General features: G+C 35.1%; 12 protein-coding genes. 2 read left to right on the top strand and 10 right to left on the bottom strand.

All coding sequences use genetic code 11. The annotated features are described in order from the left end of the window. Window positions 1-39: 39 nt before the first annotated feature. The 6 genes from VB248_RS03870 to VB248_RS03845 all read right to left on the bottom strand — a co-directional run bounded on the left by VB248_RS03870 (window position 40) and on the right by VB248_RS03845 (window position 5,712). On the bottom strand, window positions 40-1,137 hold the full coding sequence (locus VB248_RS03870) for a M15 family metallopeptidase (RefSeq protein WP_323295421.1): 1,098 nt from the start codon (window positions 1,135-1,137) through the stop codon (window positions 40-42). Between the two features lie 59 nt (window positions 1,138-1,196). Continuing rightward, the gene (locus VB248_RS03865; RefSeq protein ID WP_323295420.1) at window positions 1,197-2,060 is read right to left on the bottom strand and encodes a DMT family transporter; all 864 of its coding nucleotides are present in this window, start codon (window positions 2,058-2,060) and stop codon (window positions 1,197-1,199) included. 253 nt (window positions 2,061-2,313) lie between these two features. Next, window positions 2,314-2,766: a regulatory protein RecX gene (locus VB248_RS03860; protein ID WP_323295419.1), complete on the bottom strand. Its 453-nt coding sequence runs from the start codon at window positions 2,764-2,766 to the stop codon at window positions 2,314-2,316. Beyond that, window positions 2,766-2,987 carry a hypothetical protein gene (locus VB248_RS03855; RefSeq protein WP_323295418.1) on the bottom strand — a complete coding sequence of 74 codons (222 nt, stop codon included), beginning with the start codon at window positions 2,985-2,987 and terminating at the stop codon, window positions 2,766-2,768. Before VB248_RS03855 ends, VB248_RS03860 begins: the two co-directional genes overlap by 1 nt. 647 nt (window positions 2,988-3,634) lie before the next feature. Continuing rightward, complete coding sequence (locus VB248_RS03850; protein WP_323295417.1) at window positions 3,635-4,315, bottom strand: Abi family protein; 681 nt, start codon at window positions 4,313-4,315, stop codon at window positions 3,635-3,637. A 623-nt stretch (window positions 4,316-4,938) separates the two neighbouring features. Then, window positions 4,939-5,712 (bottom strand): hypothetical protein, encoded by a 774-nt coding sequence (locus tag VB248_RS03845; protein WP_323295416.1) that lies wholly within the window; start codon window positions 5,710-5,712, stop codon window positions 4,939-4,941. A 394-nt stretch (window positions 5,713-6,106) separates the two neighbouring features. On the opposite strand from VB248_RS03845, the gene VB248_RS03840 reads away from it, so the two are divergent. Together VB248_RS03840 and VB248_RS03835 are read left to right on the top strand one after the other, a co-directional pair. Next, the gene (locus VB248_RS03840; protein ID WP_323295415.1) at window positions 6,107-8,176 is read left to right on the top strand and encodes a S9 family peptidase; all 2,070 of its coding nucleotides are present in this window, start codon (window positions 6,107-6,109) and stop codon (window positions 8,174-8,176) included. A 123-nt stretch (window positions 8,177-8,299) separates the two neighbouring features. Next, window positions 8,300-8,875 carry a peptidylprolyl isomerase gene (locus VB248_RS03835; RefSeq protein WP_323295414.1) on the top strand — a complete coding sequence of 192 codons (576 nt, stop codon included), beginning with the start codon at window positions 8,300-8,302 and terminating at the stop codon, window positions 8,873-8,875. A 173-nt stretch (window positions 8,876-9,048) separates the two neighbouring features. Here VB248_RS03835 and VB248_RS03830 read toward each other — a convergent pair whose 3' ends face one another. The 4 genes from VB248_RS03830 to VB248_RS03815 all read right to left on the bottom strand — a co-directional run bounded on the left by VB248_RS03830 (window position 9,049) and on the right by VB248_RS03815 (window position 16,656). Further along, a complete protein-coding gene (locus VB248_RS03830) occupies window positions 9,049-10,074 on the bottom strand; it encodes an ATP-grasp domain-containing protein (RefSeq protein WP_323295413.1) in 1,026 nt (341 codons plus the stop codon). 319 nt (window positions 10,075-10,393) lie between these two features. Next, window positions 10,394-11,752, bottom strand: coding sequence for a M24 family metallopeptidase (locus tag VB248_RS03825; RefSeq protein ID WP_323295412.1), 1,359 nt, complete (start codon window positions 11,750-11,752; stop codon window positions 10,394-10,396). 99 nt (window positions 11,753-11,851) lie between these two features. Continuing rightward, window positions 11,852-15,028 (bottom strand): WD40 repeat domain-containing protein, encoded by a 3,177-nt coding sequence (locus VB248_RS03820; RefSeq protein WP_323295411.1) that lies wholly within the window; start codon window positions 15,026-15,028, stop codon window positions 11,852-11,854. Beyond that, window positions 15,025-16,656 (bottom strand): nSTAND1 domain-containing NTPase, encoded by a 1,632-nt coding sequence (locus VB248_RS03815; RefSeq protein ID WP_323295410.1) that lies wholly within the window; start codon window positions 16,654-16,656, stop codon window positions 15,025-15,027. Before VB248_RS03815 ends, VB248_RS03820 begins: the two co-directional genes overlap by 4 nt. Window positions 16,657-16,668: the final 12 nt, after the last annotated feature.

Below are 16,668 nucleotides of genomic sequence, written 5' to 3'. Positions count from 1 at the left end.
CCGCAGACAGCTGAAAGCTATCTCATATTTAATAAAACCCTATTTCCACAAACCTAAAGGAAAAGTACTGGTAGTATTTGCATTAACTAATGAAACGCTTTGGCTGGCTAAATCTCCGACCAAAAGTAAGTCGTTTTCTTTCTGATAATCAACTACTGTACTTAATGTTTCTTGAATTTTTTGTATCAAAACATTTGGCGAAATAGCTTTGCCATTCATACACTGACAAGGCTGGTCTTTTTTTAATTTATTGAGTTCAAGTAATAATTCTCGTGTATCGCCTGCTTTTTCTTCTTTGCCTGCCTCAATCATTTTTTTCATCCAAGCGTTGTATTGCGGACGGTAAGGCTCAAATTCAAAAACCAATTCGGGATGTTTTCTTAATAATTCTGCTCCATTTTTATATAATTGAAAATGTCCAGAATCAACAAAACCGACAAAATTGCCACCCCAAGTAAGTCCCATCGCTTTTGTAAGACTATCCAAAGGACGATAATAAGCTAAATTGTTCGACATCCGACCTCTTCTTTTAAAAATACCAATGTCAACCGCCAAACCAAAATTGTGCATAGAAACTGGCGTAGCCGTGCGATTTCGTCCTAAATACTTCAACTGATGAGCCATTGAACGCAAATCAGAAGTAATTTTTACAGTATGATGATGCTTTCGCATTTCTGCTAAAATACTATCTCGCTTCGCTAAAAAAGTACTTCTGTCGTCGGAAAGTAATTTTTCCCAACGGGTATATAAATAATCAGGTTGTTTGATTAAGGCTGATAAATAATTCTGTTCTTCCCATGTAAGTTGAAAAGTTGAAAAGCCAAACCTATTTTTCAAATCTAAACTATCATTTTCTAATGAGGCTACTTTGATATTTCCTTTGGTATCAGTAAGAGCCACAAATACGTTTCGGACTTTCAAGTTTTGCTTCAATAAAGTGTCTGACAAATAATAAGGCTGTGCTAAAGTATAGATTTTTAAGTCATTAACCGACTGAGTGGTATCGCAAGTATAGTCTTTCCAAGCATCGTCGCCAAACAGTTTTGCTGTTGTATCAAAGAAATTACAAGCAAAAAGGGAAAGACAAGTAAAGCAAATTTTTAATAAATTTCTCAATAAGAAAGTGGTTAAAAGCATAAAGTATCTCGGATTATTTTATACCAAAATACAAGAAATTAGCCAAGCAATCAATTTATTCAGGATTTTAGTTTTTCACGCTGTGCCAAATACAATCCGACAATTACCAAAAAAGTACCAATGTATGTATAAAGCGTAATGGGTTCGTCGAGGATGACAGAGGCGTAAATAAAACCAAAAATAGGACATAAAAACAGCCAAAGTGAAGCTTTTACGGCATCTATTTTCAGTAAGTATAGCCATAATTGCACTGCCCCAATAGACACGGGAATCACCAACCAGAATACTGATAACCAGAAACGAAGGTCATAAACATTGTGTGTCCAATCGGTAAAAACAAAAGTAATCGGCAACATAAAAACGCCTCCAATAAGTACTTGCCAAGCGTTGATAGTCAGTAAAGGTAATTGCCATTTTTGTGAAGAATAATACACCGTACCAACAGAATAGGAAATCATACTTGCCGACAAAATCAATAAACCTTCTACATCAGCAAAGCTTTTTTGTAAAAGTGGATAAGTAGCAACGCCAACGCCTGTAATGCCCAAAATCAAACCCAAAATTTCGGTTTTCTTTACAGGACGACTTAACCAAAACGCCGAAAGTACGCTAATAATCAAAGGATTGGTAGCTGTTGATAAACTTCCAATGCCCGCAGAAACGTGTTTCATTGCCAATACAAAGCATCCCAAATATATAGTAACGTTTAAAAAGCCATAAATTGCAATTTGTTGCCATTCTTTTCCTTTGGGCAAGGGGCTTTTCTGAATGATATGCGTATAAGCTAACATCAAGAAACCTGCTAAAAAAAATCGGCAATTGCCGATTACGAGCGGTTGAGCCGACAAAAGTCCAATTTTCGTCGCTGCTGATGCCGATGCCCAAAGCATCGCAAAAAATAATCCTGCCAATAGGTTTTTCATAGTTAATTGGGCTTTTAGCTTTCAGCCTTTAGCTGTGAGCAATGAGCTTTGAGCTTCTGGGATTCAGCTTTCGGTCATCGGATTTCAGGTTTCGGAATACATTTATAAAAATTAGCTTTCAGCCTTTAGCTGTGAGCAATGAGCTTTGAGCTTTTGGGTTTCAGCTTTCGGATGCCTGATTTTGTTCTTTGGAATCATAAATCCGCAAGCTAACAGCCGAAATCCGATGACCGAAAGCCAAAATCGTAAATCGTTAAATCCCAATTCCTTTCATTTGTTCAAACACCAAATCCGACTCAAAACCTTTGCTAAGTGCATAAGTCAATAGTTTTTGTTTACGTTTGATTGGATTGGGTTCTTTGATTTCTTTTGCTTTTTTTTCGAGAAGGTCTGTTAATGTTTGGAGGTAATCTTCGTCGTCGATTTCACTCATTCCTGCTTTTAAACAGTACTCCGACACGCCACGCATTTTTAATTCTTGTCGAATTTTCAATCTTCCCCAGCGTTTCTGACGGAATTTACTGCCCGCAAAAATTCTGGCAAAACGTTCTTCGTTGAGGTAATTATTCTCAATCAGCCAAGCAATCATCTCCTCCGCCTCATCGCCTTCCACTTCCAATTCAGCAAGTCTTTTGCGTACTTCTTGCTGAGTACGTTCTTGATAAGCACAAAAGTTGGCGGCCTTCACAAGTACTTCTCTGTTCATTATTTTCTACTATTTTTTACTTTCTTTTCGGCTGTAAAAGAATCTTTTGCCACATAAATAATTCTTCCGATAAGTCCTACGCCCGCAATACCGCCAAAAAGAAGCATCAGTATTGTTTTTTCATTCATTCCAAAACTAACAATACTGGAAATAAGCCAAAACAAAGCTGCCAAAAGCATCAATCCAGCCACAGCTAATAATATATATGCGATATTTTTCATTTTAGAATTGTTATGAGTTCCTACAAATTTCGTTGATAGCTTTTAAATGTTTTAATTATCAACTGTAAATTTCGGATATATGTTGAAAATATTTGAATCAATATTCATGTTCTGACTATTTGGAAACCAATTAGGGGAATGGAAATAGAACATTTCTTAGTCAGGAAGCAAAATCCCTTAGTCAGGAAGCAAAATCCCTTAGTCGGGAAACAAAATCTCTCAGTCAGGAAGCAAAATCCCTTGGTCGGGAAGCAAAATCTCTTAGTCGGGAAACAAAATCTCTCAGTCAGGAGGCTTAATCTCTCAGTCGGGTTGTAAAATCTCTCAATCAGGAAGCTTAATCTCTCAGACGGGAAACAGTTACGAGGAAGGATAAATCCAAAGGATTTAAAGGTTTATAGCTAATTCAAATGACAACAAACATTGTTCGACCCCGAAGGGGTCATACGCCCATGTCATTTTTCATTTTCTATAAAGCTGTAATCCTTTCAGGATTATTGTTGGCTTAATCTGTGAATTGGTGTACTCTTTTATTTTCTTGATTTTCACAAGGTTCGAGCCTGACGCTCTTTTTTGTTTTTGGTCTTAGAAGGGCTTAATGCCTATTTGAGGGGTACAAATTATTAACATTCATTTATTCAAATGTCTTATAAATTATCAATTTCGTTGCAAACAGTATTTATATGGTCTAAACCATAAAGTAAAGCTGCTTCATCAATTTGCATCCATTGAAATAATTGTAAAATTAAATTATAGTGTTGTCTGGCATATTTGGTATCTTTTATGGCTTGCCCTGGTAAAAAGCAGATAGGTTCGTGATGTGCCATCCTGTTTCTAACATTATTGAGTTGAGCCAACTGGTTAAATATATAATTGTTATTGTATTGCATAGCAGGTGTTGATGTTGGTTTTGACGGAAATACTCGCAGTAATATTCGTCCTGTGGCATTAAATTGATTTTGAGCAAACATAAAACGCCAAAATCCAAATCCTAATTCTGCTACCAACTTATAGTGACTGTAAACATGTAATTTGTTGATGGCATCGTTAATATTATCTCTTGTTAAACGACATTTTGTCGTATCAAATACTCCACCAGCAGAAGCTGCATCTCTCAACCAGTCATTTCCCAACGAAGAAGTAATAGTGGCATCAATAGCATTTCTTAGGGCTACTTCAAAGCAACTAATCACAGTAAATAGCTCTTGAGTGAGTTGTAAATTCTTTCTATAAAGTGTCATTGCCTTACGAGTATTGCCACCACATGCTAATAAATAGCGGTTCATTCGGGCGTTGGTCATTATATTGGCGAAGTCGCTATATTTCATTATTTTTGATTTTGTATGTACATTTTCAATGTTTTACTTTATATTTGCAGCATCTTATTCCCATTAGTCCCTGAAGCAATTCAAACTAATGGGTTTCGTTTTTATAAGGGTTTCTATTTCGTAGTTGGTCTCACCCTCCCCCTTCAAACCTGCATTAAAAAGAAATAGTTAAAAACGTTTTTGGTCTTCCTAATTTCCTTACTCGCTTGCATTAACAAGCAATCTGTCAATTAGTATATTTATAATTTACTCCTTCTAACAAAATTCGAGCGTGACACTCTTCTTTGTTTTAGGTCTTAGGAGAGCCTAAGACCAGTTTGAGCCTAAGACAAGTCGGAGCTTAATCTCTCGGTGGGAAACAGCTATGGGGGAAATAAATCCAAAGGATTTAAAGATTTATAGCTAATTCAAATGACAATAAACATTGTTCGACCCCGAAGGGGTCATACGCACACATCATTTTCCTTTTTTCTATAAAGCTGTAATCCTTTCAGGATTATTGTTGGCTTAATCTGTGAATTGGTGTACTCTTTTATTTTCTTGATTTTCACAAAGTTCGAGCGTGATGCTCTTTTTTGTTTTAGGTCTTAGGAGAGCCTAAGACCAGTTGGAGTTTTTTGTTTTTACTCATATTGTTCCTCAATTTTTAGAATCAATTTTTTCGCATCTTCTTTTTTCATTCGTAACGCTAATGACTCTGCAATGTCTTTTATTTTTAGGTCGTCAAATTCATATAATTCATTATAAATTACAGAAATCAACTCTTGTAAAAAGTGATTTGGTTTGTCTTTTATTCGTTTGTAGAACTTGTCAACTTTTGCATATGTAAGTTTATCTGAGGTTTTAAACTCTTGTATAGATGTCAATGTAACTTCATAGTCATTAGAGTGTTTTATCGCATTATTTACGCTTTTAAGTTGAACAATTTCGTTATAACTATTAAGAGTTTTGACTTGAATATTTTTATCTTCTAAAAATTTAATTAAGTTGTCCCACTTGTAGAAATCTTTTGTTGATTTCAAATTAAATGAGGCTTTCAATAAATTTTTAATGTGTATTTCCAAAGATTTAAAGGCATAAATCACTTTCATTTCAATAAGTGATAACAATTGCTCTTGGTTATGAATAATATCTAAAATATAGTCATATTTTTGGTGGTCAATGTTAATCTCATAACGTTCCGCTTCTTCTACTAATTCAGCGTACCTTTTAGGGTATGTTTCTTTTAGTTCATTCCAATTGTCAAATTGCTCATGCGAGTTATTAATACCAGTCTTTAAGTCTTCAATTAGTTTATCAATAGCAATATCAAACATATTTGTCTTGTCAAGAAAATATGTTTCTAAACCAATTTTATTTTGTTCTCTTATGTTCTGTATGTCAATGTAGTTTTGCATTCTGGTAGGTTTAATAAAATTGTTCACAACGAAAATATAACCGCAATATACTAAATTATCGTTCTGTTTTACGGTGGCTCACTCATGCCATAACTGACAAAATTTGTCCCTTTTCCCAAATCAATTAAAGTCATGCCATGAGTATTTCTCCAATATTTTCCCTAAAAACCCTAATATTGAATTAAAAAGGCAAAATGCAGGTTTTTAAAATGCTTTTCTCTTTGAAAAACTTAACTTTGAAGATGGATAGCCTTCCAAAAGACAATCTAAGTATTCGTGCAATATTAATTTCGATTAATATAAAATGTAAGTAGCTGAAAATGAAAATTTTAAATTCACAATTCGTAACTCACAATTCTGCATTAGTACTTAATACCCTTCTAAAATAAATAGTATGAACCCAGATGTTATGCAAGCTCCCGTGGCGGCGATAAAGCCACATCCAATGACTCTCCACGGCGATACTCGTCAAGATAATTATTATTGGTTAAACGACCCCGAAAACCCAGAAGTAATACAATACCTCGAAGCTGAAAATGCTTATACTGATGCCGTAATGGCCCCAACAAAGGCTTTGCAGGAGGCTCTTTTCCATGAAATGAAAGGCAGAATCAAAGAAAACGACGAGTCTGTTCCTGTAAAAGTGGGTAGCTATTATTACTATTCTAAGTACATCGAAGGCGGTGAATATCCTCTGTATTGTCGTAAAAAAGAAAGTTTAGAAGCCGAAGAAGAAATCATGCTCGATGGCAACGAAATGGCAAAAGACCTCCCCTATTTCAGTATTGGCGGTTATGAAGTGTCGGACAACGAACAGATTTTGGCTTTTGGTGTCGATACCGTCAGTAGAAGAAATTATACGCTAAAGTTTAAGAATTTAGTCACGGGTGAGATTTTAGCTGATGAAATTCCCAATACCGAAGGCGGTGCTTACGCTTGGGCAAGCGACAACCAAACGATTTTTTACATGATTCGTGACCAACAAACTTTGTTGGCTTCAACGGTTTATCGCCATGTTTTAGGAACAGACATTAGTACAGACGTGCTGGTTTATACCGAAGAAGACCCACAATTTTATATGGGTTTGGGGCGAATGAAATCTAAGAAATATATCGTTTCGGCTTCTGAACAAAATGGCGTTTCTACGGAGTATCGTTTGTTGGATGCCTCGAATCCAACGGGTGAATTTGTTACTTTCTACCCTCGTGAACATGGTTTAGAGTATGCCGTTGAGCATTTCCAAGATAAATTTTATATCAGAACCAATGCTCAGGACGCTATCAATTTTAAATTGATGGAAGTATCAGAAGGCGAAAGTAACAACATGGCAAACTGGAAAGAAGTAATTCCGCACCGTGAAGATACTTATTTAGATGGCATGGAGGTTTTCAGTAATCATCTGGTTTTGCAAGAAAGACGCAACGCTTTGATTCATATCCGAATCATCAATCAAAGTACCAAAGCCGAACATTATATTCAGTTTGATGAAACGGCTTATGACGCTGGCATTTCATCAAATCCAGATTTTGAGACCAATACGCTTCGTTACGCTTATACTTCGCTGTCAACGCCTTCTTCTACTTTCGACTACGACATGGACAGTAGAAACAAAACTTTGATGAAAGAACAACAAGTATTGGGCGAATTCAACAAAGAAGATTATGTCAGCGAACGCCTTTTTGCTACCGCTCGTGATGGCGTAAAAGTGCCAATTTCAATTGTTTATAAAAAAGGATTCAAAAGAGACGGCTCGCAACCTTTGCTTCAATATGCTTATGGTTCTTATGGTTATTCGATTGACCCTTACTTTTCGGCAGCAAGATTAACTTTATTGAATCGTGGTTTTGCTTTTGCGATTGCTCATATTCGTGGTGGACAAGAAATGGGCAGACAATGGTACGAAGATGGGAAATTGCTGAAAAAGTTGAATACTTTCCATGATTTCATTGATGTTTCAGAATACTTGATTCAAGAAAAATGGACTTCAAAAGATAAACTTTTCGCCAATGGCGGTTCGGCAGGTGGCTTATTGATGGGTGCAGTAACGAATATGCGTCCTGATTTATACAAAGGGATTTTGGCGGCTGTACCATTCGTAGATGTGGTAACAACCATGCTCGACGAAAGTATTCCTTTGACTACTGGCGAATGGGAAGAATGGGGAAATCCAAAACAAAAAGAGTATTACGAATACATGAAATCGTACTCGCCTGTGGATAATGTAGAAGCAAAAGATTATCCAAATATGTTGGTTACCACAGGTTTACACGATTCGCAAGTACAGTATTTCGAGCCAGCCAAATGGGTAGCTAAATTGCGTGCCTTGAAAACCAACAATAATCTTTTACTTTTCCATATTGACATGGAAGCTGGTCACGGCGGAGCATCGGGCAGATTCAAACGTTTCCATGATGTAGCTTTGGAGTATGCTTTTATGTTGAATTTGGTGGGAATTAATGAATAATTGGTTCTCGAAGCATATAAGTGCTTAAAGACAATCTCACTAAATTTCTTAATTTAGAAGAAAAATAAATGATTTTTGTATCTAAATTAAAAGCAGAAAATTGAAGGCTAAATGTCTGAAAAGATGAAAAAAATAATCCTTTTATTGATAAGTATTGCTTGTTTTTCTTGTAAAAAAGACTTGCGATTGTACGACCAAGACCCCAAAACTTTTTTGACGCAATACGGAAAAGAAAACCCAGAAGATAAAGTAAAAGTACACACTGTTGGGGGCGATTTTGTGATAAAACTTTATGCCGAAACGCCTTTGCATCGTGCCAATTTTATCAGAAATGTAAAAGCGGGTTATTACGTCAGTAGAACCTTTTACAGAAATATTTATATGATGGGAATTCAAGGGGGCGGCGAATATATGGATCAATTAGATTTTCTTGTTCCGCCCGAATACTTCCCACACTTAACACATAAAAGAGGTGCGGTAGCGATGGCTCGTTATGATGAAGGAAACCCAGAAAAAGCTTCTTCGCCCACTGAGTTTTACATCATTACGAACGAAGCCGAAGCTCGTAAACTGAATGGAAATTATGTGGTTTTCGGGGAAGTAATTGAAGGTATGGACGTAGTTGATGACATAAAAAATGCTAAAGAGTACAACGAAACGCCTGCGATTCCTGTGTTTTTTAGGATTGATGTTTTGTAGGATTTTGGGATGTCGGTCTTCGGGTTTCAGTCTTCGGATGTCTGGATTTTTGGTTTATAGTTCAGTTAGGAACGGAATATCGGTAGAAAAAATGTGTTACTGATTACCGACATTTTATTTCTAACGGAACTACAAATTATTGAAATTGGGGAAGCCTCTTATTTCAATTTTCACTAAGCAAAATGTTCACGGGCTACTTGCCAGATAATTTTGGGAGCTATCGGTTGAACACCTCTTTTTTGTTGTTGAATCGAAATATCAGCGATGATTTTCCAATGTTTGGCTAAGTCTCTGTAAGCTTTCCAAACGGTATTTTTAGGGTCGTAAATATGTCCCGGTTCAGAACTTACACCATTCAATTCCATGATTTTGATATTTTTCCCTTCGTACAAATCTTCAATAGATTTTACTTTCATATCAAATCGTCCGTAATGAAAACCTTCTATCGGCAGAGCGATTTTATCAAATACTTGATTCAGTTTTTCATTAATCAAGAAATTATTATCTAAAAATTTTGTACCTCTACAATGGTTTCCGATGGGTTCGAGCAAACGCTTTTCACCTACGGGTATTACTTCTTTTATTTTTTCTCCCAAACGCAAACGCATGGTTTCAAGTTGAAATCTGGCACGAGTACTTGCTTGCATCAGTGCTTCAATACTTGATTTCCCATCACCAATGACGGATAAAAATTCTTTTCGGGTTACAGAGCTTACTTGCCCTTTGGTCTCTTCGGGCAAACGATAATACAATACGCCCAATTCAATCTCAAAAGTGATAAATTCTTGAATGATAAAATCTTCTTGAAGGTTTTTTAAGTACTTTTCAAGAGCCTCTTTATCATTGATTTTTTCTACTTGAGAGCCTCTTTCGCCAACATTGGGTTTACAAATAATCGGGAAATTCAATTGCTTTTCTTCAATCATCTCAAGTACTTTTTGCAAAGTACTTTCTTTTTTGACAAAGAAATAGGTAGGCAAAAAAGCCGATGGAATTTGCTTGAGAATGTCAATTTTACTTTCACCAAAAAAACCGCCGTAGTCAATACAAGGGTCGGCATTGGTGAAAAAAGTAAGCGAACGAGTTCGGACAGCTTGATACAACCAATAAGGAAGTAGAGGGATGTAAAACATCCACCATGTCCAATATTCAAAATGCGTAAGTTTGATAAACCAGAGCGGTAATTGTATTTTATTCATATTGCAAACTTACGCATAATGAGGAAATGATGGATGTCGGTTAGCGGACAGTTTTTTTGATTTGGGATGTTGGATTTGGGATTTCGGATTTTAGGTCTTCGGATTTTAGGTCTTCGGATTTCAGTCTTCGGCTTTCGGATTTTGGCAATCGGATTTTGGTCTTCGGCTTTCGGATGTCGGCAATCGGATTTCGGATTTTCAGATTTCGGATTTCGGCAATTGGATTTCGGATTTTTCTTAAAAAAAATTAATCACTCAATCACAATTCACTAATTCACAATTAAAAAGCTGAAATCCGAAAGCCGAAATCCCACACCTATCATTGCCCCAAATGTTGAATAGCCTTTCTTCTTGGAATCGTTAAAATTTGTTTTTGTCGCCCGTCTATATAATGTACTTTTCCGTTGATAAACAAACCTTGTTCTTCCAACATTACTCTCACTTCTTTATTATTCCATTCTGGAATTTTCACTTTAGCGTTTAATTCAATCGCATAAGCAGTATTTTCGTTCAAAGGATATTCGCCATTGCCAGGTACTCCGCCTTGCATATCCCACATACCAATTGTAGTTCCTGCGGCGTGACCATGATAACCCACTGGATGCGAGTAAATCTGAGCTACCAATCCATCTTGTTCGGCTTTGCGGAGCGAAAGTGCTAAGATTTGATTTCCCGTCATGCCCACTTTAAAGAAGCCAGTCATAATATCTTGCAAGCGATTGCCCGCAACTAAAGCTTTTCGTAAGTATTCTGGCAATTCAGTCTCTTCTGGACGTAATACATAAGCCAATTCTTGCACATCGGTATTCAAACGCAAGTACGTAATACCAAAATCGCAATGCAGTAAATCACCCGGATAAATCACATCTTCGGTTGGGCGACGGTCGTAAGGCCAATTAGTTTTATCAGGGTCAGGACGTTGTACATCTACCGTCGGATGAAACCAAGTATCTAATTTCAGTTCCGCCACTCTTTCACGGAAATACCAAACGACATCTTCGGTAGTAGTTACGCCCGGAATGATTACTTTTTCAGAAAAAGCCTCCGCAATAATTTGGTGCGTAATACGGTCGAGGGTTTCGTAAAGAGCGATTTCTCTTGGCGTTCTACTTTCAAGCCAACCCACAGCCAATTTTTCACTGGAAACAATTTTCTCTTTACTTTTTTCAGAAAGATGTTGCACCAGCGATTCATGTTCAGAATGCGAAAGACCGTCGGAATGAGCAAATTGTTCAGAAACATCCACCGCAATTTTTTTAGGATTTCTTTCTTCAATCAAAGCCGAAAGGCGTTTCCATTGGTTAGGTTCTTCTTCGGGTTTCCAAGCAGATTTAAAAATTGTTCCCACATTATAGCGAGCCACCGCCAGACATTCTAATCCTTCTTTTTCGCCTTTATCATAAATCAATAAAATCGTTCTTCGGCGAGCGTTCAGCCAAGTAGAAGGCAACATTGTTTTGATAATTGGGTCTTCGTTGTACTCACGAGCAATAATTAGCCACATATCAATTCCCTGCTTCCGCATCAGCGAAGGTAAAAGAGTTTTGAAACGTTCTTCCAATAATTGGTCTTGCAAAACCGCTCTGTCTTTCAGTGGCAAAATTTTAGGAATATCCTGAGCAAAAAGCATTTGCACAGAAAAAAGCAAAGCGATAAAAGGTAAATAGTGTTTGTGCATGATGAAGTAAGTAAGCGTTATAAATGTTGAATGAATATTATTACTTTCTAAAATACATCACTTTTTTTACAAATACTATTGGTTCTATCATTTTCAAAGCTAATTCGCTCTATCATTTTTACTTACAATCCCATACTTTTCTTTCATCGCATTAGATAAATCTGGTAAGTAGATATGATTAAATACTTTTTTCCATTCTGTGATTTCTTCAAAACTATAATCTAATGGTTCATTATCACCATAACTCATGAAATATTGTTTTTTCATTTTGGTGTCGAATTTAATAATACTTTTTCCAACGGTAACCAATAAAAACTGTTCATCCAAGTATTCTAATTTTGTCGGACGCTTATTGAGGAAAAGGGCATTTTTAAAATCTCCAGTTTTAAGATTATAAGTTTTTATTTGATGCTGACTTACGAGTGAAATCAATTCACTGTTGGGAGAAATCGCTATTTTCTGTACATCAACCAACGTTTTGGAAATACTTGGAATAACTTCTTTTCCACTTGGATACTCCCAAAGTTTGATAGAATTATCAGCATAAGTAACCCATAGCCAATTTTTATTTTTAGATAAATGTAGCGTTTTGATGTTTTTTTCTTTTGTTAAAAAATCAACCGACTTGTCAGTTTCTAAATCTTTAACATAATTGATATGATTGTATCCATTGAGAGTATTTATTAAAAATCTATCATTGTCTGCAAAAGAAACAGACTCATTAAGCAGATTAAATTTTAAATTTTGAGGTTCTTTTTTATCTGCCAAGTCAAGAAGCATGGCTGTACCGTTTTCAAAACTTACCAATAACCATTTTTTATTGGGTGAAATATCTTTTGAACCAAGTTTATGATTTTTTACCGAATCTACTTCTGTCCCTTTTTCTATATCCCAAATTTTGGTAGGACTATTACTATGTTTAACAATTAGCCATTTACTTTTATTAGAAAAATAAACATCTACGATGTCTGATTCTTTTTCCAAAAAGTTTTCTTTTGAGGTTTCGTTTAAAGAAATGATTTCTGTTTTTTTATTATCATAATTGATGGCTAACCATTGGTTATCCTCAGAAAATTTTTCAGTAGAAATTTTGTCCTGAGTATTCATTTCTTTAATTAAGGACATAGATTTTAAATCCCAAATCTTTGCTTTTCCATTCAAGTAACTTGTAATTAAACACTTTTCGTTACTCGAAATATTAGCATAATTCATCTCTGGTTCTTTTTCTAAAAAAGTGGGTATTTTACCATTTTCTAAATCCCAAATCTTTACTTTTCCATTCAAATACTTTGTAATTAACCATTTATTACTCTTTGAAATATTTACAGAAAATGTTTCTGGTTCATTTGCTAAAAAATCAGGTTTTTTACCCGTTTCCCAATTCCAAATTTTAGAGGAATAATCAAAATAATGGGTAATTAACCATTTGTTATTTCTTGGAATATCAATAGAACTTACTACTTTCTCTGAACTTAAAAAACCAAGAACCGCACCAGTAGAAATATTCCAAATTTTTGAAGTTCCATTTTCAAAAGCTGTAATAATCCAGTTATTGGTTTCGTCAAGAACACTATTTTCAATCCCTTTAGTAGCTGTTATAAGTGGACGAACTAATTCCGTTTCTAAATTGCAGAGAGTAACACTTTTATTTTGATGAATGACTAACAACTTTTTGGCATCTGATGAAAAAAATGCTTGTGTTACATTTCGTTCGTCAGTCAAGAAATTCCGAGGCTTTTTAGTCTTTAAATCCCAGAGTTGCACGGTTTTGTCTTTATACCAAGCTACCAGATATTCGTCGTCTTCTGAAATAGTTACATCTTCAACATTTTTTTCATACTGAATAAAATCAAAGAATTTTTTATTGACAAAATCCCAAATCTGAGTTATCCCGTTTACATGCTTAATAACCGCAAATTTGCTATTATCGGAAATTATAACGCCTAAAATTTCTTCTTCTTTTGGTAAAAACTTGATGCTCTCGCCCTTTTCTAAATCCCAACACTTAGCTGACATTTTTTCATCAATGGTAATCAACCATTTGCTATCTGGCGAAATAGTAACTTTATTAATGTATTTTTCATTAGATAAAAAACTTTTACCTTGTCTGTTACTCAAGTCCCAAACCTTAGAACTGTCATCTTGATATTTAGTAATGAGCCATTTGCTATCTTTTGAAATAGTTGCTTCTTCGATTTTTAAGTTCTCAGCAAGGATTTTTTTAGTTTTTTCACCTTTCTTTAAATCCTCAATCATTGAATAGCCATCCCAAAAATTTGCAATAAAAAGCTTTCCATCAGACGAAACCGTAGCCGAACGAATACCTATATTTTTAGAATAGAAAGTTGTAGAGGTTTTACTTTCTAAATTCCAAACTTTAATGATACTATTGATATTGAATGTAATAAGCCATTTTGAATCATCAGAAATTGTTGTCCAGATAATGTCTTTTTCTTTAGCAAAAGAAGTCTCTAACTTATTTTCTTTCAAATTCCAAACAGTAAGTGTTTTATCCTCATTTTCAGCAGAAAGCCATCTACTATCAACCGAAATTCGTATATCACGCAGCTTATTAAATCTTTTGCTGGTAACAGGAATAACATTTTTAGAATCGTAGGTATCCAAATCCCAGAGGATAGCAGTTTTATCACTATATTTGGTGATTAACCATCTTGAATCCGAAGATAAAATCACGCCAACAATGCCCTTTTCTTCGGTAAGTATTTCAACTGGCCTCTGGGAAATTAAGTCAAAAATTTGGAGTCTTTTATTCTTAAAAAGAACAAAAAGCCATCGGCTATCGGAAGAAGTTTCTACATTTTCTACATTATCAAAGTAATTAAGAACCCTAAAATGATGAGTATTGCTTTTATTGAATACTTTTTCAGTTTGTTCCCTTACCATCTTTTGTACATCAACGTCACTTGAATCTGCGTAAGCATATTCTAATAATTTCATCCCTTGTCCCGGGCCAATTTTATCCGACTCTGAAATCCAATACAGTAGTTTTGCCTTTTCACCATTCATGAGGGCATCTTCTTTTTGTTTTTCAATTGCCTTAAATACTTCTTTGATTTTTGTATCTACCTCTCCGTGTTTAGCTTTATCTGTTCCTGCTAAAATACGAGCGATATTATAACGCTTTATTGCATCAGTAGTTTTTTTATTTTTAGCTAATTTATTTCCTTCTGCAAGGTAATGTTCAAAGCTAATGAGGTTTTGTCCTGTACTAAAAAAACTTAGCAACACACATAATATAAGTAATAGTGGTTTCATTTAATTCTGTTTTTGATTTTCGATATTTCAGTTTGTAGCATAATCCCTTCTCTTTTACTATCCAAGTCTGTGATTGTATCAATTCTATTTAGAATATTCGTTGCTGAATCGCAGTAATATTTTGCTACTGGAATACCTCCATTCCTTTCGAGATTATCAATATTATCTTTTAAACTTCTTGCTTGTTGAAGATATACTTGATTCAAAGCGTGAGTAGCCTGTATTCTTAAAGAATTAGCCTGATCCCTGGCTTTTAAGGCTTCATCTTTGGATGAATCTGCTTCATAATATAAATATCCTATCACAGTCAAGATTCCCAAGAGTACAAACATTGCCCCTGAAATAGTATAGAACCTTCGTCTTATTTTAATTTTAAGCTCTTCTTGCCTTCTTTTACTGGAGAATTCTAAAATGGGTTCTATCAGTGTATCATGCCCGATTTCATAAATGTACCTTCCATAAGAATCTCGTTCTTTTCTTAATAAAGTACTGTCTTCCAACTGTCGTAATACTTGTTCTGAAAAGCCGTATTCTTGTTGAATATGATTACTTTCAAAGGGAATACGACGATTATTCTGAATAAATTTATCTTCTAAAGTTCTTCGGACATTCTCTTGTTCTGTTACTTCAAGTTTATTCAATGCCGATTGATAATAATTTTTAAAGATGTTTTTGATATTACCCAAAACGGCTTCGGTAATTACCAGTTTCTGCTGTTCAATTACTGTATGTTCTTCAATAAACCTACAAATAATTTGAAGGGCAGCTGTTTCTATTTTTCCATCATAATCATTCTTTACTCGCTTGATAATGCTATCAATCACTGTCGATTCAAAACTGAAATTGGGCGAAAGAAAAGTATCACTGATAATTTGTGAAGGTTTTTCAATTGCCATTCTGGCACTTTCTTCCGAGATAGCATCCAGTTCGTAATGATGTTGTAAAAGGTTGGGCAAGTACTTGGTTAGTCTATTCAATAATGACATTCTATCTGCCCGAATCGAAAACACGATTTTTATATTGGGTTTTTCATATAAGAAATCTATTTGCTCGTGACTCAAACTTTGAAATAATTCATGCTCGATAATACTTCTACATTCTTCCGGAAGTGTCTGGTAAAGTAAATGTCCAATTTGGGCAGCAAAGGCATCTATTTCTTGTTCGCTATAAGAAAATAGTTCTTCAAATTGGTCGAAAAAAAAGATAATTGGCGTGTTTTTATTTTTATACTGATGCTGTTTTATCCAATACCAAAAGTGGTCATCCTCAGACATTTTAGCTTTGAGTGGTAACATAAAATCCAGCTCTTGCACATCATTGGATAAATGTTTTATCAGTGTATCGTGCGGTGAGTTGTTAATGCCACCTAATACATTTCCTTTTTCTTGGGTATATAATCGTATTTGAAAATACTTTGCTTTATTGAGAAGAGATTGTTCTAATTTGGGAATAATACCAGCATTAATCAATGAGCTTTTTCCATAGCCACTTTTTCCGTAAAGTATAACCAATTGTTTTACAAAAAGTAATTGATAAAATGCTTCAATATCCTTCTCTCGTCCCATAAAGAGTGATTTTTGAGCAGTAGAAAAAGGTGTAACGCCCGGATAACGATATGTTTGATTCATATAGTCCATCAT

It is taken from the genome of Arcicella rigui, from assembly GCF_034929435.1.
GTDB lineage: Bacteria > Bacteroidota > Bacteroidia > Cytophagales > Spirosomataceae > Arcicella > Arcicella rigui.
Note: the sequence above shows the minus strand (reverse complement) of the source record. Positions and strands in the feature narration are given on the sequence as shown.